This window comes from Aquirufa sp. 5-AUSEE-100C1 (genome assembly GCF_054558655.1).
The window spans coordinates 155,341-177,843 of record NZ_JBPXKO010000002.1 but is presented as its reverse complement, the minus strand read 5'-3'; the positions used below and the strand labels follow the sequence as shown (position 1 = coordinate 177,843).

The window sequence follows — 22,503 nt, the reverse complement described above, 5'->3', positions numbered from 1 at the left end:
TCTGATGAGAAAATCGATCTTTTTGTTTTTAATGATTTGGGCAATTGTCACACAAGCTCAGATCCCTTATGGTTCAAATAAGGCTGTAGGTAAACGGATTCAAGTTGGGGATATCTCTATGTATTACGAAATCTATGGAAAGGGGGAACCTTTGATCTTACTTCATGGAGGTTTTGGCTCATCAGAAATGATGGGAGGAATGATTGCGGCGTTCTCCAAGAATTACCGCGTCATTGCGGTTGATTCGCGTTCTCAAGGAAGAACGACCGACAGCGATGAAAAGGAATTGAGCTATGCCCAGATGGCCTTGGATGTTAACGGGTTCATGGACCAATTAAAAATAAAAAAGGCCAAGTTTGTGGGTTGGAGCGATGGAGGCGATATCGCACTCGAATTGGCTTTGATTCATCCGGAGAAAATTGACAAAGCAGTCATTATGGGGGCAAACTATTTAGGGGAATCCAAAGGTGTGTTTTTAGGTGTAGATACAACGTGGAAGATGAATCCTAAGGATCCACTGTTTGCCAAAACGAAAAAGCAGATGGCTCAATATTTTTCTACCTATGAGCGTTTAGCACCCAATAAAAGTCGAATCGAAGCATCCCGAAAGAAGGTGACTGATAATGCATTTAAAAATCCCAATATCACCTTGGCGCAATTGAAATCTATTCAAGTGCCATTTCTTGTCATGGCGGGTGATCATGATATGTTTACCCTAGAACATACCATTTCGCTCTATCAACATTTACCTCAGGCCTCCTTGTACATTGTTCCGGATGCTACGCATATTTCGCCCTTTGAGGAACCTGAATTAGTGCATTCCGAAATACTGCGTTATTTAGCTAAACCCTATCGGCGGTTAGATGCCTTTTATTTTTGGAGATAAATTAAGTTCTGTTCAATAAGCTAACAATTAAATTTTTGACGCTCATCATTTCATCCGGATGGCTAGATGCAACAAAAAGTGTTAGGCTTACAATTTCTTTGTTGCCGATTACGGGTTTTCTTGAGTTTTTAAATAGTAGTTTGTTTTTATTTAGAAATAATAAAAAACAGGCTGCAGCAATTCGCTTGTTGCCATCCACAAATGCATGATTTTTAACAATAAGGTAGAGCAAAACAGCAGCTTTTTCCTCGATTGAGGGGTAAGCATCAACTTCTTCAAATCCACGATTAATTTGATTAATCGCACTATCGAATCCGTTATTGCTTTTAATGCCGAAAAGGGATGAATGTGTCTTAATTTTCAAATGGTTCACGATTTCCTTATATTCATTGTAAGTGGGAAACGAAGTCTCCCGACTACTATTTCCAACTCTATCTAGAGCCTCATGATCATAATCATCTAGTAGCTGTAAACCTTCGCTAAATGACTTTAACCAATTCAATTCTTCTTTTTTGTTGATTTTTTCTTTGATGGAACGATTTAAAATTCGAATTCCATCATGTAGTACTTGAATCTCTTTGTTTTTCTGTTCTAGTCGTTTTTCATTAAGCGCGTATCCCACAATTAAATAATTTTTTAATCGCTGTGTCGCCCATTGACGAAATTGTGTTCCTCTTTTAGAGTTGACTCGGTATCCAACTGACAATATCACATCTAGGTTAAAGTATTCAATAATGTAAGATTTTCCATCTGTTGCAGTTGTTGCATTTTTTGCAACAACTGCATCCCTGGATAATTCCCCGCTTGAAAAAATATTTTTAAGATGCCTTGAAATAACTGATTTGTCCTTTTTGAATAGTGCCGATATTTGATTAAGATTTAACCAAAATGTTTCCCCTTCAAATGAAACGTCAATTTGTGTGTTTCCATCGGGAGACGTGTAGATTTCAATTTGTTTTTTCATGGTGGTTAGTTTTTTATCATTAAACGAAGGTTGAATGGAAGTGGTATATTCCCTATTTTACTTTATCAACTTATTGAAATCGACCTAGGGCGGTTAGCATTTTACCTCCTTTTTTCTATCTTTAAACCTTACCTGAATCAACACGATGAAAAAACTTACTCTACTATTATTTTTCCTTGCCCAAATTTTAGTGGCCCAGGTTCCAAGCCCCAAATCGCATTTTGGATTTTCCATTGGGGACAATTATCATTTAGCCACATTTACGCAGACAGAGGCCTATTTCCAGAAAGTAGCCAAAGCCTCCCCGCGTGCGAAATTGCAATCCATCGGAAAGACCGAAGAGGGTCGGAATCAATACATGTTGATTGTTTCCAGCCCAAAAAACATCAAGAACTTGGCTAAATACAAGGCCATCTCCCAGCGTCTTGCTCGGGCAGAAAATCTCACTGAATCTGAAGCGAAGGCTTTAGCCAAAGAAGGTAAAGCCGTTGTCTGGATCGATGGGGGTTTGCATGCGACCGAGACGGTAGGAATTCACCAATTGGTCGAATCGATCTACCAGTTTACGACGCGCACCGACGAGGAAACGATGCGGATTTTAGACAATACCATCATCCTGTTTGTACATGCGAATCCGGATGGACAGGAGTTGGTCTCCAACTGGTACATGCGCCAAAAGGATACCCTCAAGCGTTCCACGGAATTCTTGCCACGTTTGTATGAAAAATACATCGGACATGATAATAACCGGGATTTCTACATGATGAATACGAGTGAGGCGGCAAATATGGCGCGCCAACAGTACATTGAGTGGATGCCGCAAATACTTTATAATCACCACCAAACTGGTCCGGAAGGTACCGTAGTGGCGGGTCCTCCATACCGTGATCCCTTTAATTATGTCTACGATCCTTTGTTGGTGACCGGCATCGACGCCCTCGGTGCAGCCATGAGCTCTCGCTTAAATGCGGAGGGAAAACCGGGTTATACGATGAAGTCGGGGTCAGTCTATTCCACCTGGTGGAACGGTGGTCTCCGTACGACAGCCTATTACCACAACATCATTGGACTACTAACGGAAATCATCGGTAGCCCGACGCCACAGAATATTCCTTTGGTGCCTAATCGTTTGATCCCGAATTCGGCGACGCCATTCCCGATTACACCTCGTAAGTGGTTATTTAAAAACTCGATTGATTACTCGTTGTCGCTCAATTATGCCGTATTGAATTACGCGACACGCTACCGCGAAGAGGTCTTGATGAACATTTACAAGATGGGACGGAAGTCGATCGAATTGGGCTCGCAAGATTATTGGACACTTTCGCCCAATAAAGTTGAGCAATTAACCAGCATCGCTGGAAATAAATTAAAAACGAAGAGTGATAGTTTGTTTGCCGTGGTCTATAAAAATCCGGCCACGCGTGATGCCCGGGCTTATATCCTAACAGCGGATCAATCAACGACGCAATATGCTTTCGTCAATATTCTGATCAAGAGTGGAATTCGGGTGGAGCGTGCAACGAAGGATTTTGTGGTGAATGGGAAGACTTATCCGAAGGGATCTTATGTGGTGAAAACGAATCAGGCCTTCCGTCCGCATGTGATTGATATGTTTGAGCCGCAGGATCATCCCAACGATTTTCAATATCCAGGTGGTCCGCCGGTACGTCCTTATGATTCAGCGGGCTGGACACCGGCTTTTACCATGGGGGTTCAGTTTGATCGTATCTTGACGGATTTGGAGGCGCCTTTGGAGACGATTCCGTATGGACAATTGCAGGCTGCGACGCCTACTTTTGTTGCCGGAAAATACTATGCCTTTTCAACGGCCGATAATGCCTCGTTTACACTGTTGAATGCCTTGTTGAAGGCCGGCATCGAAGTAAGCAAGTCGAAGGAGTTCTTCTACCTAGCACACAGCGATGCGGCCGCGTCTATTTTGGCCAAAGCACAGGTTAAAATTACAGCCTTGGATAAAATGCCAGCGGAATCTGCCCATAAATTAGGAACAAAACGCATCGGTCTATGGGACGTTTATGGCGGTTCGATGCCATCGGGTTGGTTGCGTTGGATTTTGGAGCAACATCAGTTTGATTTTAAATTGGTCTTTGCGAAGGAAATCGATAAGGGAAATCTTCGGTCTAAATTTGATGTTTTGATCTTTGTTCGTGGAGCCATTCCGGGATTAAAGGGAGAAGCCGGTGCGGGCGAGTATGTGCCCAAAGAACCGGTAGAGTCGGAGATACCGGCAGAATACCAAGAGACTTTAGGGAAGTTGACCGCTGCCAAATCCATCCCGAGTTTAAAGGCCTTTTTGGAAGCTGGGGGTGATATCATTACGATTGGAACAAGTGCTAATTTGGCCTATCACTTGAACTTGCCGGTGAAGAATGCCTTGGTGGAGGTTGTGGCTGGCAAGGAAAAGGAATTGCCGGGTGAGAAGTTTTATATTCCGGGGAGTGTGATGCAGGTGTCGGTGGATAATTCGGTGAAGGCCAACTGGGGTATGACGCCCAAGGCGGATATCTATTTCAGCGCAAGTCCGGTGTTTCATTTGTCTGCGGAGGCGATTGCGCATGGGGAATTGATTCCATTGGCATGGTATGCTTCGGATAAGACCTTGCGAAGCGGTTGGGCCTTTGGTCAAACGTATTTACAGGATGGTATCGCGGCCTTTCAGGCGAAAGTAGGGAAGGGTAATTTATATGTATTTGGGCCGGAGGTTACCTTTAGAGGCCAAACGCATAACACGTTTAAGATGGTGTTTAATCAATTGTATGAGAGTCGGTAGACCTATGTTCAACATAAGAAATTTCGGTTTTGTCTTTTTATTGGGGATTGTTTCCTCGCTGTCTGCGCAGAAACCTTCGGTTTATTATCCATCAGCTAAAAATTGGGAGCACAAGGCTCCCAGTTTTTTTAATTTGGATACGGCCAAGTTGAACGATGCGATTCGCTTTGCCCAAAGCACGGAGAGTAGTTTGCCGAAGAATTTATGGCTTTCTCAGGCGATGCAATATGGCAAGGAACCTTTTTCGGATCCGATTGGGCCGATGGCTGACCGCGGTCCGGCGGCGGGCTTGGTAATCTACAAGGGCTATATCGTTGCCGAGTGGGGGAATCCGTCTTCGGTGGAGATGACGCATAGCGTGACGAAGAGTATCCTTTCTTCGGTGGTGGGTTTGGCTTATGACAAGGGATTGATTGGTTCCTTGGATGACAAGGTCTATACCTATTTGCCACCGGTGGAGGTCGCCAATACGGAAGGGGTACAGGCTTCTCAAAATCCGATCGCGAAGACTTCCTTCATTTATCCATTTGAAACCGAGCATAATCGAAAGATTAGTTGGGAACATTTATTGCGCCAAACGAGTGATTGGGAGGGAGTCTTGTGGGGGAAACCGGATTGGGCGGACCGACCGTCGGATAAGATTGCGGAATGGACGACACGCAAGCGTTTTGAGCCGGGTACGGTGTACAAATACAATGATACGCGGGTGAATGCGTTGGCCTTAGCGGCAACTTTAGTTTGGCGGAAACCTTTACCGGAGGTATTGCGGGAGAATTTGATGAATCCTATTGGTGCGTCGAATACGTGGGCATGGACGGGATATAAAAATGCCTGGATTGTGATGGATGGCAAGTTGGTTCAATCCGTGAGCGGAGGCGGACATTTCGGTGGCGGGATGTTTATCAATGCCTATGACATGGCGAGATTAGGTTTGTTGACGCTGCGCAAAGGAAATTGGAATGGCAAACAGATTTTATCAGAGGATTGGATTAAAAAATCCACGACACCCGGAACGGCGAATGTGGGTTATGGCTTTATGAATTACTTTTTGAATACGGATCGTAAGTTATATCCTTCGGCGCCGGCGACTGCCTATGCACATATTGGAAATGGTACGAATGCCATCTATGTGGACTCGGAGAATGATATTGTGCTGGTTGCTAGATGGATTGAAGATAAGTCTTTGGATGGCTTTATCCAACGGGTGTTGGGGGCTTTGCCAACTAAAAAATAATCAGCGAAACATTTTAATTCCTTGCTCGAGAACATAATTGGCCTCATCATCCTTAAACGGAATGATTTGTTGGGAGGTCCAAACCTTCTCATGCATCAGATAAGGTTTTAGGTAGTTGAACGCTTTTCCGAGACTCGCGCCGGAGGGACTTTGGTAGTTCCAAAGGTCAACTTGAATTTGCTGAGCGAACTCGGCTAGTAGAAAAAAGCCTTCTAGATTCATGACACAATAGCCCAAAGATTTGGTGCGTGCCATTTCAAAGGGTTGAGAGCCGTCGGACTTGATTTGGGATTCGATCCGCTTTTTCGTCATCTCCAATTGTTTTTTTGCCAAATCTTTTTTTCCCAAATAGATGGCATAATTGACCACCTGTACGTCGTAATAGGTCCCGTGATTATTATGCTCGTCGGCCTCATCTTGTCCAATGGGACTTTCCAATAACCAAGTTAGGTAGTCCCGAAACCAGGTTTTTAGGGCTAGCTCTTTATCCTTGGTCCAAGATTTCGAACCACGTAGTTTCTGGGAGGCATCTGTGATTTTATACAATAGGCGTGTTTCGATGATGCCTATTCCCCGCCCGGTATTGATGCCCGGGATGCCTTGTCCAAAATTCAAATGAGGCGTCTGTTTGGTGGCAGGGGAAATAAACCAGGTGTCGATTAAACGGGTCGCCCAGGCAGCATATTTTTCCTCTTTGGTTTGTTGGTAGGCTTGAGTCAACGTAACCACATCCTCCGTCATCCAATCCATCTCTTCGGAATCGGAAATCAAATCGATTTCTGGGTTTCGCACGCCGTCCCGACGAATATAGGGTTTGCCATCTTTTTTCGTTGTATCTGGCCACCAATAGGGACCTTGGCTCATGTAATCGTGCTTATCGCCGCTGGGTGGGATCTGCACTTTATCCATGACCGAATAGACTTTGGCTTGAATAAGGATGGCGTCAGCCATTTTGGTGAGCTCACTTTGTGCGAGACAGGGAAGGTAGATGAAACCCAATAGGATAGCTATTCCTTTTTTCATGAGAAGGATTTTCCTAAGAAAGCCAATGGCTAAGTCCTAATACTATGTTTAGGTAAATTATTTTAGTTTGAAACTGAAAATATCTGATTTGACGGAAATAGCGCCATCATTGCTAATCACATACCAATAATAAATTTTCCCTATTTCCAGTTTTACCTCCTTGACGGGGGTTTTGGAATCAAAAGAACTACCCACAAGTTTTTGATTACTATTTAGCGTATCGATGCGAATCGAATAAGTCAATATATCTTTGTCGGGATCCTCTGAAAGCCATTCGAATTTCACAGTTCCATTCGCATTCAGATTAATTGTCGAACCAGGTACTGGGTAAATGGCTTTTGCAGAAGTAGGGGCCCGATTTATTTTGCCGTCCCCGGATAAATAGAATTTCCAACTTGCGGATGTAACCGACTTGCTTCCTGGGTTGGTGGCGATAATGTTCCAGGAATAAGATCTGCCACGGGTAAGACTGATGGTTTTGGATGTGCCCGTAATATCGATGATGCTGGATATTTTTGCGTCCAACAAATCGGTAATCTGAATCTCATACTTAGAAGCGTTCTTTGCGGCCTTCCATTTGAACTCAACATCAGCCTTGTCTAAATTGGTCGTCCCCGTTTCACAATTTTTATTGTTTTCAGGGAGCTCAAGGCTAAATTCTCCAATTTCGAGAACAGGAGGTGGGGTACTGGGTTGGGCTGGGGTTGGGGCAATGGAATCGCTTTTGGAGCAACTCATTCCGATGAAAACGATGTATAGTAGAAAGTACGCTTTTTTCATGATTTAATATTTGACTAGTTTACAGACCGTTCTAACCGTATTTCCACTTAGTTTGATTAAATAAGTGCCTGTGTTCAAATTGCTTAGGTCTAAATCTAGCATTCGGGTATACGGTATCGTTTGATTGGTTTGAAGGATCATGGAGCCCATCATATTGTTGATTTTAACCTCGACAACAGAATCGTTACCCGGGATGTAAATTTTAACAGGGCCGGGTGTCGGGTTAGGTGAAACGTTCACCTCTTCAGATAAAAATATTTCCTCATTGTAGGCACCTTGGCAATCTTTATTGGTGGTAATTCGTAACGAATTTAATCCCTTGATTAGGGGTAATTCTATTTTCGATTGGGTCGATTCTTTTTGATCCCCGTTTAGATTAACGAAATAGGTATCTGATCCACTGAGTTTAATGTTGAGAATCGATTTGGATGAATCCACAGAAGTGATGGCATTTAATGCCGCAGGCTCCCCAATTTTTACCTCATATTTACGCTCATAGTTTTGCACACCATCAACTCGGAGGGTAATAGTGTAGGAGCCAACAGAGAGATTTTCAATTTTTTGGGAGTAATTATTTGCCTTGTTTAGTACGCCCGCATTTGTATCCCCAATTAAAATGGTGTAAGAGAAATTCTTGTTTGTGGTACTAATTAAGATTGAACCGTTCTTTTGACCAATACAAGAAGTCGAACTAGCGGTAACTGATATTGCATCTGGCGAAAGCGTAAATACTTCACATCCATTGGTGTCAACCATGGCTCCGAGCGGGGTGTTTAGGCATTTGTCTTCTTTGTCCAAAACGCCATCCATATCATCGTCGGCATATTCTTTGGTTAGCCCTACCTGGTTAAAGTTCCTTGTAAGCACATCTTTTAAGGTGGCATTATCCCCCCCTAACCATTGTTCAATGACCGATGCATAAATCTGTCTAAAATCGAATTCAGCATCCAAATTATCTTCCCAGGTCATTTTAGGGTCAATTTTTGGGTTTTTGCCAAGTACATTGGCATTTAAGTTATTGCCGAAAATCATCATCGGAAAGGCTGTACCGTGATCTGTACCACCGCTTCCTCGTGAAGCAATTCGCCGTCCAAATTCCGAGTACGTCACTAGCATGATGCGGTCTGAATCACCGGTTTGATCCAAACATTTCATTAACGCAATGATGCTATCATTTACATTTGTTAAAAGATTGGCGTGTGGCCCTTTTGTGTGATCATCCTGAGATACTTGGTAGTCATGCGTGTCAAAACCACCAATCGTGGCATGGTAAATCCGGGTATTTAAGCCTCCCCGAATTAATCTGCTCAACTTGTAAAATTGGCCACCCAAATCCCCATTGGGAAATTGAATGTTGTGATTTCCTTTGATGTAAGCATCTCTTACGACCGAACTGTACAAATTCGATTGTTTGGCAATAATCTGAATGTAATTTAATTTATCCCCGGTATAGGTATTCGGATAGTCGTTATCAAATTCGTTGACAATATTATTAATGTTTTCGGGACTTCCTGGAATAAAGCCAGGAAAGGAATTGACCCCTGTTAATAATAACGAATTTGAATATCCCAATTCGATGGCTAAGGGGTCAGGATACTTACTATTAGGATAAGATTCTGGGAATGCAGGGTGCTCATGTTCAGCTAATCTGCCTAACCAACCGGAGGTTACAAATTGGTTAAAATCGGACGCAGATTGCCAAATATCAGAGGATCTAAAATGAGAAAAATCGGCTGTCGTATACCCAACGTTTTGTATAATTTTAAGTCTTTTTTCATCAAAAAGCACTTTCATATCCTTGAATTCGGGATGAAAAGCTAAATCATTTTTCCCGAGTTGGATTAATCTCTTTTCAGGAATGATCACATGGGGCCGAACCTTATCAAGGTTTGCGTATTGGTCCATCGGCGTAATCATATTAAGCCCGTCATTTCCCCCGTTAAAATTCAACACGATTAATATTTTACCCGGATCGACCGTATTTTCTAAAAGTGCATATTTTTTAGATGCTTCCAAATAATTGAAGTTTGGAAGTATAGCCCCTGCAGCAACAGCATGCGAAAAATTATGGATAAAGTCTCTTCTTTTCATCTAAAAAACATGTATTTCGTTTAAATCAAAGATTTGCGATAATATTTGTCCTACCCGACCAAATAAGGTATTATAATTATCATAATTAGGGCTATTTTGGAAAGCTCTAACCGCATCTGCCCAATAATAATCAGGTAAATTATCCCCAAGTATGGATTTTTTGATTCGAATAAAAGCCTTTTCATTTAAATCAATACCCGTGATCAACTTCGCTAAGTCACGTATGAATGAATTTATATCAGTGGGATCTTTGGTTTTCTTCAGCAATACATTCAGATCAAATCGCAATTGGGTTCGATTTTGAAAGCCAAAACCATTTCGTGCAATCGTTTCAGCTAACTCTTTTCTTCTTTTAATCGAATCTGAATTAACCCATACCAAATCGTAGACAGGTTCTTGGTAATACGCCTGCCAGCCAGATACGCTCGGAGGACTTCCAAAGGAATAACCTTGTCTCCCAATATATCCAGACTTTGCTTCTCTAAATATATTATAGGACCGATAAGTTGAATCTAAAAATTTGGATTCAAAGCGTTTTCTATCCTCATCAAAATATGAGTTGTAGATTTTATTTTCTTCATAACGGGTCATGTGCCCTTTTATCATATCAAATTCTTTAAACAAGCCCATGGAATATTCCATGGGAGATTTGATCATGGAATTGTAAAATTCTTCCGCAAAGAAATAGTCACTTTTTAAAAGCACTTTAAGGGCCTCTGCCAAGGTATAATTGCTTTTTCTTAAAACTGCCGCTAGCGGCTTAACGATATTTTCCTCCACATAGTCATTCAAAATCGGGTAAACAAAAAACTGAACTAATCTTCTCGACAAGTGAATTGCTACCTCGGGCGTCTCAAAAATCATGTCAAAAAACTCCTTCAATTCAATCTTTCCTCCATCAGGTCCTTTTTGGCCTTTAATCAATCGATTGCCATAAAATGCTGAAAATTGCTTATCACCCGTGTCGTGATTATTTTCGTTGTAGTTATTTTTGGTCACATAGCCCTCATCCGCTAAATTTTCAATGTACCAAGAGTCCCAACCCACTAAGAGTCGGGCGGCTGCTTTGACATCAGATTCGGTAAATTTTGAAAAGGGTCTTTTTCCTACAGTGAATAGTTCTTGTACTTCTCGGGCAAAATTTTCATCCGGAGCCTCCTTCTTGCTGAATTTTAAATTTAGGAAATACAGCATATTATCGGAAAGTGTTACATCATAGATATAGTCCTTGTAGTTTCTCCAGGCGCCATCGTAGGTTAGCTTATGGCTGTAATAAAGTGCTTTGAGACGCACATTATCTTCTTTGTAGGGAGTTAGCGTATGTAAAAATAAAAATAATCTACCGGCTACGGTGGTTGGCTGCGAATAGAAATTCGCATAGGTCCAAGTGTCGTAAGCACTTTGCCTTTCTGTACTAGCGAATTCAGGAGGAAACCCTTGTCTTTCATCGCGTGAAAGTGCTTTACTGATAAAGGGTGCACCCGGTTTGACGTCGTCAACTAGATATTTTTTCTTGTATTCTTCAGGCGGGAAATCGTGGTAATAATTATTGACCGGCTCGCCTAATTCAGGTTTTTTGAAAATCAAATCAATGGCCTGGTCTAAATTCAAACCATCCAAATCCTTCATGTGGCGATCTGCATAGCCTACCAATACCCGGTTGAGCAGATGCCTTTTTTGTTTGTAGCCAAATTCACCCGTATATGGATTGATCGTTTTTCTGACTTCTGCCGTTTTGTTGCGAGAATCCAATAAAGGTTTTAGGTCAATATTATCTTTAAGAAATGCTTCATAGGCATTTGTGCCTTTTTGTGTATTTTTCGGGATGGTTGAATTTAAATCCATGAATGAGTATCCTTTAAACTTTAAATGCGAATTAGGTTGCCTAATACGTAGGCTTATTAACTTATTGAACACAATCAATGAACCCGTATTAAGTTCCTTCAAATAAAATTGTAATATTTTGAAACTTAGGTCAGTTTTATTTTTCAAGTTTCACGCGAATGAAATGAGAAGAATTGTATCTGTTGTTTTTTGTTCAATGAAAGCTAATCAAAGCTCAAAGCATTTTCTATTTCTAATGCGTTATATGCGTTATTTGTACAATTAATTATAAAATTTTAACTCGATACTTTTAATGACACTTGTGCGATTTGTTATTTAAAGCTGGACTGCTTTTGATGGGGTTTAAAACTAAATTTTTTTGGATTGTTTATAATCGGTAAACTTGGGCCAACAAAACCTTTCTTTTGCAGTTAGTATTCATATGAAAAAAATCGCCCTTCTTCTCCTTTTTGCTTTCCCCATCTTTGCTCAGACGAAATCAGATTTAACGGGAGCTGCTAACCTGTTTGACTTGAGCTTTACGACCCAGGAATTGGATACCCTGTATTCGGATGTGGTGGATAATTTAGCCAATTACAAGGCGATGCACGCGCTTTCGTTGAATAACAATGTCCCCTTAAGTCTTTGGCAAAATCCCAAATTGCCCGGCATGAAGTTCGACCAGAAGCAAGGTCCCATAGTATGGCCAACTGTTCGCGCGACAATGCCTAAAAACAAAAACGATTTGGCCTTTTATTCCATTGATCAATTAGCTTTTTTGATTAAGTCGAAGCAGATTTCTTCCCTTGAATTAACCCAGTTTTTTATCGAGCGAATCAAGACACACGGCCCTACCTTGCAATGTGTGATTAGTGTGCAGGAAGAGATGGCGTTTGAGCAGGCGAGACAGGCCGACAAAGATATCAGGGCTGGGAAATACCGTGGTTTATTGCATGGAATCCCTTATGGCTTAAAGGATTTGTTTGCGGTGAAGGGAACCAAAACGACTTGGGGCGCGGCGCCCTACCAGGATCAGGTTATTGATGAGGACGCTTACGTTTATACCAAATTGAAAGAAGCAGGTGCGGTTTTCGTGGCCAAATTTACCTTAGGAGCTTTGGCCATGGGGGATTATTGGTACGGCGGTCGGACCAAAAACCCATGGAACTTGAATTACGGCTCGTCGGGTTCGTCTGCAGGTTCCGCCTCGGCAACGGTCGCTGGTTTGGTGCCCTTTGCGATTGGGACTGAAACCTGGGGAAGTATTGTGTCACCTTCCACGACCTGTGGAGCCACAGGCTTACGGCCGACCTTTGGAAGTATCAGTCGGTCCGGCGCCATGGCTCTCAGCTACAGCCTCGACAAGGTGGGCCCCATTTGTCGATCCGCCAATGATGCCGCCATTGTATTTCATTATTTGCATGGAACAGATGGCAAGGATTTGGCAGCTGTTAATATGCCCTTTAATTACCAGGTTAGCCGTCCGGTAAAAGGCATGAAGATCGCCTATGCGAAGAATTATTATGATAAGATTAAAGATACTACTCGAAATGAATGGAAGGTTTTGGCTGATTTGAGAAAGCAAGGGGTTCAGTTAATTCCGGTCGAGTTTCCGGATGAGAAGGCTTATCCATTCAACATCATGGATGTGGTCATCGGGGCGGAATGTGCCGCTCAGTTTGATGAGATGACGCGTAAGAATATCGATGACCTGTTGACTCGTCAAACCAAAAACGACTGGCCCAATCAATTCCGAACCGCTCGTTTTGTGCCTGCCGTAGAATACATCAATGCGCAACGTCACCGCTATCTTTTAATGCAGAAAGTGAATGAAGTCGTTTCGCAATACGATGCGATTATCTGCCCTTCGAGGGGAGGAGGAAACCAGTCGGCCATCACCAACCTCACCGGCCATCCCGTGGTTTGCGTGCCAACGGGTTTTGATGCGAAGACCAACTTGCCTACCGGGATCTCATTTGTGGGTAGATTGTATGATGAGGGTACGATTTTACGAATCGCCAATTTTTACCAGGAGCATACGGGGTATGAGGAGCTGCATCCGAAGGGATTTTAATTGTTGAGTATGTTGAAAATTGCACATAGTCCCATATACGCCCACCCACTGCCTGAGGGTCATCGATTTCCGATGTTGAAGTATGAGTTAATCCCCGAGCAATTGCTGTATGAGGGGAGTATTCAATCGGATCATTTGTTTGTTCCTTCGATTTGTTCGGCTGAGGATATCTTGTTGACGCATGAGGCGGATTATTACCAAAGGTTAATTGATCAACAATTAAGCCCGTCGGAACAACGCGTTATTGGTTTTCCACAATCCCCAGAATTGATTCAACGCGAGCTGATGATTACGCAGGGAACGATTGATTGTGCGCTGTTCGCTTTGGAAAATGGCTGTGCGATGAATGTGGCGGGGGGTACACATCATGCTTTTGCGGACCGCGGGGAGGGTTTTTGTTTGTTGAATGATATGGCGGTGGCGGCCAATTGTCTATTACAAAGAAAGTTGGTGCATAAGGTTTTAATCATCGATTTAGACGTGCATCAAGGTAATGGGACGGCCAAAATAATGGAAAATGTTCCTGAGGTATTCACCTTCAGTGTGCATGGAAAAAATAATTATCCGTTTCGAAAGGAGCAATCCAATTTGGATATTGGCTTGGAGGATGGGACATCGGGCAAGGAATATTTGGCGATGTTAAGCTCGGTCTTGCCTGAATTAATGGATCAGGTGGAGCCGGATTTTGTTTTTTATTTGGCTGGGGTTGATGTATTGGCGACGGATAAATTAGGGAAGTTCAAGTTAAGTTTGGAGGAGTGTAAGCAAAGGGACAAGGTCGTGTTGGATTTGTTGCACAAAAACCGGATTCCAGTGGCGATTGCCTTAGGCGGGGGATATTCCCCAGATATTAAGGATATCGTGGAGGCACATGGCAATACGTTTCGCTTAGCATTGGATTTGTACGATTAGTTTCGCATAACCTGCTTATTTTCAAAACATTACAGGATGTATCGTGGTTGATTAATAAAATGAAAATATATGAAAGTGATTTATGTAGTTGTGGGGATAAGTATTGTCATTCTATTAATTCAATCATTCAAGTTGATGAGTAATAGCTTGAAAACCGAGAATCAAAAATACCGAACCGTCCTAAAGGATGGCCAAATGGAAATTAGATATTATCCATCGGCCACCTTTGCCACGATTTACAGTGCCGAGACGGAATACAAGGCTTTGGCAAGCAGTGGATTTCGAAGATTAGCAGGATATATTTTTGGCGGGAATGATCAAGCTCAGAGTATTCCGATGACAGCTCCGGTACGGATGGAAATGGGTAGCAAGGGGTCAAGCATGAGTTTTGTGATGCCCGAACGTTTTTCTGAGAATAATTTACCCAAGCCGAAAGATTCAAAAATTCAGATTCAGAAATCGGCTCCGCAATATGTGGCCGTTATATCATTTAATGGCTATGCGAGCGATGAAAAGATCCGAGAGCATCGTGATTTACTTTTGAAATTGATCCAAGCGAAGGGGATTCAGATTGCTGGAGAATATTCCTTTTTGGGCTATAATGCACCGTATCAATTTTGGGGGAGGAGAAATGAGGTGGTGATTCCGGTGTTGTGGAAAGAAGGTTAAGACACACACTTAACTATCAAATCGCTTAAAACGCGTTATTCGTCTCAATTCGATGAAATGGGGTATTGAGATAAGCCAATTTCTTTACACAAATTCGTAAATTACCTCGATTAACCTAAAATTAGCTATGAAAAAACACTTTATTAAAGCAATGGCCGCTTTGTGTGTGATGATTTCTCTGGATTCAATTGCACAGGAAGTAGGACAAGTCGATAAGCTTGTCTCACCAGAAATCAGTTCAACAAATGACGTAACTTTTCGCTTGAAAGCGCCATCAGCGACATCAGTCAAATTATCAGGTAATTGGATGCCGATGGTACCGAATGCGAATGGGCAAGGTGCATCTCGCCAACTTGTTGATTTAGTGAAAGATGAAAAAGGGGTTTGGTCGGCACAAGTAAAAGCTTTAGCACCGGAGTTGTATGGATACACATTTATCGTGGATGGGGTGACAACCTTAGACCCTGCAAATTTAAAAGTAGCGCGTGATGGGACTTTCCGTACGGAGAGCTTGTTGTATGTTGGCGGAGCTGAATCAGATTTATATTGGGCAAAAACAGGGCCTAAAGGAAGTGTTCACCAAATTTGGTATGATTCAAAAACCTTGAGTTTGACACGTCGTATGATGGTTTATACGCCACCGGGATACGAGGATTCCAAAGAGGCATATCCCGTTTTGTATTTGTTGCACGGTGGAGGAGGAGATGAGGAAGCTTGGCCGACATTAGGTGTAGCTCCCAACATTTTGGATAATTTAATCAATGCCGGAAGAGCAAAACCGATGATTGTGGTAATGACAAACGGAAATCCGGGACAAGCGGCGGCAATTGTTGCCACGCCAGCGATTCCTGCATCGAATCTGCCGGTAGGGGGCATGGGAAGTATGTTGTTTGAAAAGAGTTTGGTGGCAGATGTTATACCTTATATTGAAGGTCATTTTCGAATTAAAAAGAATAAAGAAAATCGTGCATTGACAGGACTCAGTATGGGCGGATTACAAACGATGAATACGAGCTTTGAGCATCCGAATCTGTTTAATTACATAGGAGTGATGAGTATGGGATTTGCGGATATGAGTCGTTTTGGAATTAAGGTGGATCTCTCGAAAAGGGATGAGCAAATCGAGGCACTAAAAAAATCCAATCCGGCCTTGTATTGGATTGCTTGTGGTAAAGATGATTTCTTATATGAAAGCGTGGTTACGATGAGAAAGGAATTGGATAAGCATACATTCCCTTATAAGTATCGCGAAAGTGGGGGCGGTCATACGTGGACAAACTGGCGCATTTATTTGACGGAATTTGCTGGAATGATATTTAAGTAAATTGATTTCTACCTGCAGGAAAGCTCGAATTCTTTGGGATTCGGGCTTTTTTTGTAGGTGGTCATAAAAATACCACCTCGTTTGAGGTGGTATGATGATTTCAATTCGAATTAACCCAACTTAATTCCCCATTCGGCGTTCATGGAGCGTCCCAAGAGTTCATTCGCTTGTTTGTCGGTGAATTGTTCTTTTTTTGGATTCCACTCCAAGGATTTTTGGGTGGCATAGGCGATGTTACCGATGTTGCAAATGGATGCGGTTCGATGCCCGATTTCCACGTCACAAATAGGTTTTGATCGATTACGAATGGATTTGATGAAATCCTCGTAATGATTTTCGCTCTTGTAGACATGTTTTTCGTTGGGCCCAATTACCCGGTCTTTTAGCTCGGGTTTGGAGGTTTCGAGTTTTCGCCGTTGGACCCGGAGGGTTCCTTCGGTTCCAATAAACTCGATGGCATTGTTCCATTCCCAGTTTTGATGGGTCATAGTGATGCCATTCGCGTAGGTGTAGGTGAGGAATTCGTTTCCGTTTGTTTTGGGTGCATCTACGCGGATAGGGCCGCTAGCATCCATGTCGAGTGACCACTGGACGATATCAAACATATGTGCTCCCCAGTCGGTCATTCCACCACCTCCAAATTCCTTGTATTTACGCCAATTCGGAAATACGTCTTTGGAGATCGGTGGGGCTAATTCGGAATTGAAAACCACAGGGGCATTGGGTCCAAGCCATTTGTTGAAATCCAAACCCGAGGGAATCTCTTCGGCGTTTAGGTCGTAAGCGATTGGGGGCGGGCCAACGTTCACTTTGATGTTTTTTATTTCTCCGATGTATCCGTTTCGGATCAACTCGGCAGTTTGTCGAAACTCTGGCCATGAGCGTTGCATGGAGCCAGTTTGGAATACACGATTGTATTTTCGTGTGGCATTGACCATGGCTCGACCTTCTTTGACGGTCAATGACAGAGGTTTTTCGCAATAGATATCTTTTCCGGCAGCGGCAGCGCGAACCGCCATGGCGGCATGCCAGTGGTCGGGACTTGCGATAACAACCGCATCAATTTGTTTCAGGGCTAGTAATTCCCGAAAGTCCTGATATACAGGGATGTCTTCGTATTTTCCCAAGCTAGGGGTTTTGGTGTAAGTATCTTTCACTCGATCTAAGAAGGCGTTGGCTTTCGCTTGATATACTTCTGAAATCGCCTGAATTCGAACTTGACCCGTATTTAAAAAATTGTTACCTAAACCTTTAGCTTGTTTTCCGGTGCCGATAAAACCGAAGTTAATGATGTCGCTCGGTGCTAAATAGGCGCTTCCATCCGATTTTTTTCCACCTAAGACATGGCGGGGAACGATGAAAAAGGAACCGAGTACTAGGCTGGCTTGGGCGACAAAGGCACGCCGGGGGAGTGCTTGATTAGATTTATTTTTCATTGGTTGAGATTTAGGATAGATAAATGTAATGGATTTTTTCTTAAATCAGGAAGTCTTTCATTTAGAGGAACTTACCATGGCTCAACCGATGGGCATGTTGACTTGAATTTTCCAATTCGAGTTTGATTTTTTAAAAAAATACAAGCCTCGCCCTTGGAAGATGATTTCGTTTTTGTGATTGTATCGGGAGTATTTCGCATCGATGTATCCCTCTGAATCGGAAAGTTGGACCCAATGGATAGTATCCGTCTTCGAATAGGCATATCCATCTTGTAATTTATGCTCCCTTATGAATTTCATAGCTTCAAGAAATGAAGCTTTATTTTCAAGAATGATAGGTTGCTCAAAAAGTAAGGTGACAGGGAAGTGAAATTGTGTGCCCAATTTTTCATAATCAGCGTCAGTAAATGCTTTCAAGTATTCTTCCCACTTCAAATAGAAATCATTTTCAGTCATAGAATTAGTCATTTTAGTAACTAAAATAACAAAATTCTATTTATGGTACTATTAACATTATGTGTGAAAATGGAAATTTTAAGCTAATTAAATGCAGAATATTAACGATTGTTTAAAATTAAGCAAAGTCTAAAAATGTTCGAAATCCCCTCTTCTGCTACCCACTTTGGAATACCTGGTGTAAAATAAATATGATTTTTAGATTTCTATTTTCCTCTACTATTAAGAATAGACTTCTATTTAAAATGATATTAATTACATTAAAGTTTTGATAACTTTAACTTATTATGTTGCTCGTAATTGAACCAAACTTAGTCAAATATGCAAATGAAGTTTTTCGCTAAGTATATAATTGCATTGATTTTTACTCTTTCAATACTATTTTCATATGAAATTAATGCTCAAAGGAAGTCCAGTTTTGTAAGTCCATACATAACTAGAAAAGGTAAATTTGTTAGTGGACATTATAGAAGTTCATATAATTTTAGACCCAATGCTTACAAAAGCCGCATGCGTAGTAGGATTTATTATCACACAAAAGGTAAGTATTTAAGAAAGCTAAGATGGTAACAGAAGAAGAGAAAAATGATGAAGTAGTCTTTGGGGGGCTTAGTTTTGTAATCCTGATTTTATCATTTTACGTGCTAATTTCTCTGGTTATAACTACGTTTTTTAGTGTCACTCCTGAAATTCAAAAGATTTTAGCTCAAATTGATAACTTTATCTGTATCGTCTTTTTAATCGAATTCTTTTACAGATTTTATAAAGCACCAAGTAAATTACAGTTTTTAAAGTGGGGTTGGATTGATTTAATTTCTAGTATACCCTTTATCGATTTTTTGAGAGTAGGGAGAGTTTTAAGACTATTAAGACTTCTTAGAATATTAAGAGCTTTTAAATCAATAAAGCATATCGTTGAACATGTCTATAAGGATAAATCAAAAGGTTTGTTGTCAACTGTTGGTGTTATAGCCTTTTTGATGGTTCTGTTTTCATCTGTAACCATACTTCAAGTGGAAACAGCACCTAATAGCAATATTAAAACAGCTGAAGATGCCTTGTGGTGGTCATATACTACGTTGACTACTGTCGGCTATGGAGATAAATATCCAGTAACTACGGAGGGAAGATTTATTGCCGCAATACTTATGACTACGGGTGTTGGTCTTTGTGGTACTTTCGCCGGTTATATTGCTTCTATTTTGCTTGCTAAAAACGAAAAATAGAGATCTTCAATTAGAAGTTAATATCCTCCTTCTCGATTGTAGTTAATAATTCCTTTGTAATCTTATCACTTTTTGCAATCCTGTTGGATAGATTCTCGATTGATTTTTCAAATATGTTTCTGACAAATCTACCATTTCCAAAACTCTCATCTCTTGAGTTGTATGCTGATTCGAATTCTGATATTAAATATTGTTCAGCCTCGCTACTAATTGCATAATCAGATCCCTGGCACATTTTCTTAAAGATACTCATCATGTCTTCAGGTGCAAAATCTTCAAAATGGATATATCTATTGAATCTAGATTTTAATCCAGGATTCATGTCAATAAAGTCTTTCATTTTATCTGAATACCCTGCAACGATAACGATCAGGTTATCTCTATTGTCTTCCATTCTTTTCAATAACGTAGCAATAGCTTCCTTACCAAAATCTTCTGAACTACCTGTAGACAAGGAATAAGCCTCATCAATAAACAACACTCCCCCCATAGATTCATCTACAAGTTTATCTACTTTAACGGCTGTTTGTCCAACATATTCAGCTATCATCCCAGCTCTATCCGTTTCTACTAATTGGCCAGTGTCGATTACATCCAATGACCTAAATATATTCGCCAAAACGCGAGCTACTGTTGTTTTTCCAGTACCTGGTGATCCTGTGAAAACGCAATGGTAAGAAATATCATTTTGCTTTAAACCATGCTTTTCTCTTTCTTTTTGGATTTTCACAAAGTTCACGAGAGAGTTTACCTCTTGTTTAACTCCATTCAAGCCAACCATGTCGTTTAGCTCCTTAATAGCCGATTCCAATGTGGGCTTATCCATATTCTTTTCCATTTTTTTCTTACGTGTCTTCTGTGAATTTTTGGGATTTAGCATCTTGAAAATGCCATTTAATGCCTTTTCCTCTTCTGGAGTAACAACATTATCTGATTTGGTTAACAATGATGCTAATCGGTATAAAAATGAGCTATACTCGTCACTTTGATTAAAGTTTGATAGTCTTAAAATTGATGGTAACGAGAAAACTTCTTCTTCTTTTTTATTGTTGATACTAACGCTGATTGGGTTATTATTTTTACCAAAACCCAAACATGTTGAATAGACTTTGTTGAGTTTGCTATTATCTGAGTTGTCAATAAGTTGTTCAAAACTTTGATCATTTATAAAACTTGCATCCTCTCCAAGTAATTCAGCTGAGATTGAAACCAAAACTGCCTTTTGGATTTTGTTATCTCCAAACTCTTCATAGAGCAGATTATATAGCTTTGAAATATCAAACAACATACAAAATTGAAGAGTCTCTTTGTATTCCTGCATTTCACCTTCTTTAGAGTGTTTTTTTAGGAATTCATTTACTTCTGAACTATCTAGTAATAGGTTGTAGAGTTTAGTAATTTGTTTTTTAAGGTCTCCAATTAGACTCCAATACTCATCTTTGTTTGTTAATTCTAGGGCACTGTTTTTTGAAGTGTTTTTAAGGTTTACAATGGTTGAATTTGAAGACATTAACTTGAAAAGTGAGTTATTGCCATGAATCAATTCATATTTAGAATACAAACAAATGGGTAATGCTGGATTATAGGAATGTCTTTGATCAGCAGTCCCATCTTTATTTACATATTGGTAGGTGTAGCTTTCAATTGTAAGATTTGAGGTGTCTTTTTCAGTTTCAATGAAGCGAGATTGATTGCATTCTAATAGCAAGTTTTTGTATTCAACTAGTTCATAATCTTTCGTTTTAACAATCATTAATATTTCAGGAAAGAAGAAGTATCCAATATTATTGATTGTTAAGTTGGGGATTGAAACATTGCACTTGATATTTTGATAAGGTAAAGAATCAAACGAGGGTTTAATTTCTACCCTATTTATGGAGTTTGATGCTCCTGAGCTCTTTTTGAGATTATGATTTTTCTCCTCTGATGCAATTACCCATAAGTAGTTGTTATGGATTATTTGTTTGAATTGTTCAGATATCGAATTAAATGCGCTGGTGGATTCTTCGTCATATTCAAGAATAACAGTACGCAATTTTGTTATGTAGAACTTAAGAATAAAATACGATAAAAGGAGTATTCCAATTAAGCTAGCAAAAGCCGTTTTGTAGTTTTCCGAGTCAAGAGAATATCTTTTAATCACAACTTCTTTCAAAAGTGATTTCTCTAGAAAGCAATCACTCTTTTTTACAACACCTAGTTCACCGAAAGCTGATATTTTATACCATTTCGAATCTACAGAGTCAATCAGATCAAATTTTTGGCCGTAATCTAACTTGCTTAATAGGTCTGATTTTTTAAGTTTTCGTTTAGTGGTTGCTTTAGTTTTGTATAGACTTGCATCAAAGTTGTTTATGTTAACAACTGTTTTGTAAGACTTTTCTGTTTTGATGACTTTGTTTTCATAGTTGAAGATGAATACAAAGGTTCCTATTATCAATATAGCCCAAGCGGGAATTGCCCATTTAAACTTATTTTTTTTTGCTATAATCTCTTTGATTGAATTGCTTAAAGTCATCTTATATGATTGGGAATTTCCTGAATTAAGACTTAAGCTATGCTTTTAAAGCAATAATTGCAAATGTAAGTGACCCAAAATAGAAGCCTGTTTAAAATTAATCAAAGTTTGCTTTGATCTAATTTCCCCCTCTCGTTATACCCACTTTGCTACCCCAGCCGTAAAATAAAAAAAACCACCTCGTTTGAGGTGGTTTCTGTGGTCCCACTAGGATCATTTCGATTTCATTCCCTTGCCTACGTTTTCTTTAAAATGCGTACTCGTTTGCTTTAATTAGTGTTTTTAATGAGCA

Annotated in this window: 16 protein-coding genes; 8 read left to right on the top strand and 8 right to left on the bottom strand. The window is 40.6% G+C overall.

Translation table 11 applies throughout. The features are described 5' to 3' along the window. The first annotated feature begins 4 nt into the window (after positions 1–4). On the top strand, positions 5–886 hold the full coding sequence (locus ACMH5P_RS04620; RefSeq protein ID WP_459493152.1) for an alpha/beta fold hydrolase: 882 nt from the start codon (positions 5–7) through the stop codon (positions 884–886). Position 887: 1 nt separating this feature from the next. On the opposite strand, the gene rhuM is transcribed toward ACMH5P_RS04620, so the two are convergent. Then, positions 888–1,850 carry a RhuM family protein gene (gene rhuM / locus ACMH5P_RS04615; RefSeq protein ID WP_459493151.1) on the bottom strand — a complete coding sequence of 321 codons (963 nt, stop codon included), beginning with the start codon at positions 1,848–1,850 and terminating at the stop codon, positions 888–890. 145 nt (positions 1,851–1,995) lie between these two features. Between rhuM and ACMH5P_RS04610 the strand changes: the two genes are divergently transcribed. Further along, positions 1,996–4,644 carry a M14 family metallopeptidase gene (locus tag ACMH5P_RS04610; protein WP_459493150.1) on the top strand — a complete coding sequence of 883 codons (2,649 nt, stop codon included), beginning with the start codon at positions 1,996–1,998 and terminating at the stop codon, positions 4,642–4,644. 4 nt (positions 4,645–4,648) lie between these two features. Beyond that, positions 4,649–5,878 carry a serine hydrolase domain-containing protein gene (locus ACMH5P_RS04605; RefSeq protein WP_459493149.1) on the top strand — a complete coding sequence of 410 codons (1,230 nt, stop codon included), beginning with the start codon at positions 4,649–4,651 and terminating at the stop codon, positions 5,876–5,878. Here the strand turns inward: ACMH5P_RS04605 and ACMH5P_RS04600 are convergent, their stop codons facing one another. From ACMH5P_RS04600 to ACMH5P_RS04585, 4 genes are read right to left on the bottom strand one after another with little or no spacing between them, the layout of a single operon-like run. Further along, complete coding sequence (locus ACMH5P_RS04600; RefSeq protein WP_459493147.1) at positions 5,879–6,901, bottom strand: alginate lyase family protein; 1,023 nt, start codon at positions 6,899–6,901, stop codon at positions 5,879–5,881. Between the two features lie 57 nt (positions 6,902–6,958). After that, on the bottom strand, positions 6,959–7,681 hold the full coding sequence (locus ACMH5P_RS04595) for a hypothetical protein (protein ID WP_459493146.1): 723 nt from the start codon (positions 7,679–7,681) through the stop codon (positions 6,959–6,961). A gap of 3 nt (positions 7,682–7,684) precedes the next feature. Beyond that, positions 7,685–9,772 (bottom strand): DUF1501 domain-containing protein, encoded by a 2,088-nt coding sequence (locus tag ACMH5P_RS04590; protein WP_459493145.1) that lies wholly within the window; start codon positions 9,770–9,772, stop codon positions 7,685–7,687. Continuing rightward, positions 9,773–11,617 (bottom strand): DUF1800 family protein, encoded by a 1,845-nt coding sequence (locus ACMH5P_RS04585; RefSeq protein ID WP_459493144.1) that lies wholly within the window; start codon positions 11,615–11,617, stop codon positions 9,773–9,775. A 421-nt stretch (positions 11,618–12,038) separates the two neighbouring features. On the opposite strand from ACMH5P_RS04585, the gene ACMH5P_RS04580 reads away from it, so the two are divergent. From ACMH5P_RS04580 to ACMH5P_RS04565, 4 genes are all read left to right on the top strand, one after another. After that, positions 12,039–13,670, top strand: a complete 1,632-nt coding sequence (locus ACMH5P_RS04580) for an amidase (protein WP_459493143.1) — start codon at positions 12,039–12,041, stop codon at positions 13,668–13,670. A gap of 9 nt (positions 13,671–13,679) precedes the next feature. Then, positions 13,680–14,582 (top strand): histone deacetylase family protein, encoded by a 903-nt coding sequence (locus ACMH5P_RS04575; RefSeq protein WP_459493142.1) that lies wholly within the window; start codon positions 13,680–13,682, stop codon positions 14,580–14,582. A gap of 69 nt (positions 14,583–14,651) precedes the next feature. Beyond that, positions 14,652–15,251: an SOUL family heme-binding protein gene (locus ACMH5P_RS04570; protein WP_459493141.1), complete on the top strand. Its 600-nt coding sequence runs from the start codon at positions 14,652–14,654 to the stop codon at positions 15,249–15,251. A gap of 127 nt (positions 15,252–15,378) precedes the next feature. Beyond that, the gene (locus ACMH5P_RS04565; RefSeq protein WP_459493140.1) at positions 15,379–16,575 is read left to right on the top strand and encodes an esterase; all 1,197 of its coding nucleotides are present in this window, start codon (positions 15,379–15,381) and stop codon (positions 16,573–16,575) included. Positions 16,576–16,685: 110 nt separating this feature from the next. On the opposite strand, the gene ACMH5P_RS04560 is transcribed toward ACMH5P_RS04565, so the two are convergent. After that, complete coding sequence (locus ACMH5P_RS04560; protein ID WP_459493139.1) at positions 16,686–18,011, bottom strand: Gfo/Idh/MocA family protein; 1,326 nt, start codon at positions 18,009–18,011, stop codon at positions 16,686–16,688. Positions 18,012–18,092: 81 nt separating this feature from the next. Then, positions 18,093–18,467: a hypothetical protein gene (locus ACMH5P_RS04555; protein WP_459493138.1), complete on the bottom strand. Its 375-nt coding sequence runs from the start codon at positions 18,465–18,467 to the stop codon at positions 18,093–18,095. Between the two features lie 563 nt (positions 18,468–19,030). Here ACMH5P_RS04555 and ACMH5P_RS04550 point away from each other — a divergent pair. Next, positions 19,031–19,693, top strand: a complete 663-nt coding sequence (locus ACMH5P_RS04550) for a potassium channel family protein (protein WP_459493137.1) — start codon at positions 19,031–19,033, stop codon at positions 19,691–19,693. Between the two features lie 10 nt (positions 19,694–19,703). Here the strand turns inward: ACMH5P_RS04550 and ACMH5P_RS04545 are convergent, their stop codons facing one another. After that, a complete protein-coding gene (locus tag ACMH5P_RS04545) occupies positions 19,704–22,211 on the bottom strand; it encodes an AAA family ATPase (RefSeq protein ID WP_459493135.1) in 2,508 nt (835 codons plus the stop codon). Positions 22,212–22,503: the final 292 nt, after the last annotated feature.

What these genes read in the sequence shown, in the direction of transcription:
- rhuM (WP_459493151.1), bottom strand. Translation starts at nt 1,850, where the DNA reads ATGAAAAAACAAATTGAAATCTACACGTCTCCCGATGGAAACACACAA.
- ACMH5P_RS04570 (WP_459493141.1), top strand. Translation starts at nt 14,652, where the DNA reads ATGAAAGTGATTTATGTAGTTGTGGGGATAAGTATTGTCATTCTATTA.
- ACMH5P_RS04600 (WP_459493147.1), bottom strand. Translation starts at nt 6,901, where the DNA reads ATGAAAAAAGGAATAGCTATCCTATTGGGTTTCATCTACCTTCCCTGT.
- ACMH5P_RS04620 (WP_459493152.1), top strand. Translation starts at nt 5, where the DNA reads ATGAGAAAATCGATCTTTTTGTTTTTAATGATTTGGGCAATTGTCACA.
- ACMH5P_RS04545 (WP_459493135.1), bottom strand. Translation starts at nt 22,211, where the DNA reads ATGACTTTAAGCAATTCAATCAAAGAGATTATAGCAAAAAAAAATAAG.
- ACMH5P_RS04555 (WP_459493138.1), bottom strand. Translation starts at nt 18,467, where the DNA reads ATGACTGAAAATGATTTCTATTTGAAGTGGGAAGAATACTTGAAAGCA.
- ACMH5P_RS04605 (WP_459493149.1), top strand. Translation starts at nt 4,649, where the DNA reads ATGTTCAACATAAGAAATTTCGGTTTTGTCTTTTTATTGGGGATTGTT.
- ACMH5P_RS04550 (WP_459493137.1), top strand. Translation starts at nt 19,031, where the DNA reads ATGGTAACAGAAGAAGAGAAAAATGATGAAGTAGTCTTTGGGGGGCTT.
- ACMH5P_RS04585 (WP_459493144.1), bottom strand. Translation starts at nt 11,617, where the DNA reads ATGGATTTAAATTCAACCATCCCGAAAAATACACAAAAAGGCACAAAT.
- ACMH5P_RS04590 (WP_459493145.1), bottom strand. Translation starts at nt 9,772, where the DNA reads ATGAAAAGAAGAGACTTTATCCATAATTTTTCGCATGCTGTTGCTGCA.
- ACMH5P_RS04595 (WP_459493146.1), bottom strand. Translation starts at nt 7,681, where the DNA reads ATGAAAAAAGCGTACTTTCTACTATACATCGTTTTCATCGGAATGAGT.
- ACMH5P_RS04575 (WP_459493142.1), top strand. Translation starts at nt 13,680, where the DNA reads ATGTTGAAAATTGCACATAGTCCCATATACGCCCACCCACTGCCTGAG.
- ACMH5P_RS04580 (WP_459493143.1), top strand. Translation starts at nt 12,039, where the DNA reads ATGAAAAAAATCGCCCTTCTTCTCCTTTTTGCTTTCCCCATCTTTGCT.
- ACMH5P_RS04610 (WP_459493150.1), top strand. Translation starts at nt 1,996, where the DNA reads ATGAAAAAACTTACTCTACTATTATTTTTCCTTGCCCAAATTTTAGTG.
- ACMH5P_RS04565 (WP_459493140.1), top strand. Translation starts at nt 15,379, where the DNA reads ATGAAAAAACACTTTATTAAAGCAATGGCCGCTTTGTGTGTGATGATT.
- ACMH5P_RS04560 (WP_459493139.1), bottom strand. Translation starts at nt 18,011, where the DNA reads ATGAAAAATAAATCTAATCAAGCACTCCCCCGGCGTGCCTTTGTCGCC.